The organism is Siccibacter turicensis LMG 23730, assembly GCF_000463155.2.
In the GTDB taxonomy this organism is placed as follows: domain Bacteria; phylum Pseudomonadota; class Gammaproteobacteria; order Enterobacterales; family Enterobacteriaceae; genus Siccibacter; species Siccibacter turicensis.
Window position 1 is genome coordinate 1 of the sequence record NZ_AWFZ01000033.1, and the last position, 282, is coordinate 282.

The 282-nt window shown below is 51.4% G+C and carries 1 rRNA gene; it reads right to left on the reverse strand.

The window, feature by feature from the left end:
* Positions 1 to 262, reverse strand: a 23S ribosomal RNA gene (locus tag DW58_RS11990); the annotation flags it as partial.
* Positions 263 to 282 lie beyond the last annotated feature (20 nt).

Below are 282 nucleotides of genomic sequence, written 5' to 3' on the forward strand. Positions count from 1 at the left end.
TCCCCGTTCGCTCGCCGCTACTGGGGGAATCTCGGTTGATTTCTTTTCCTCGGGGTACTTAGATGTTTCAGTTCCCCCGGTTCGCCTCGTTTGACTATGTATTCATCAAACGATAGTGCAACGAATTGCACTGGGTTTCCCCATTCGGACATCGTCGGCTATAACGGTTCATATCACCTTACCGACGCTTTTCGCAGATTAGCACGTCCTTCATCGCCTCTGACTGCCAGGGCATCCACCGTGTACGCTTAGTCGCTTAACCTCACAACCCGAAGATGTTTC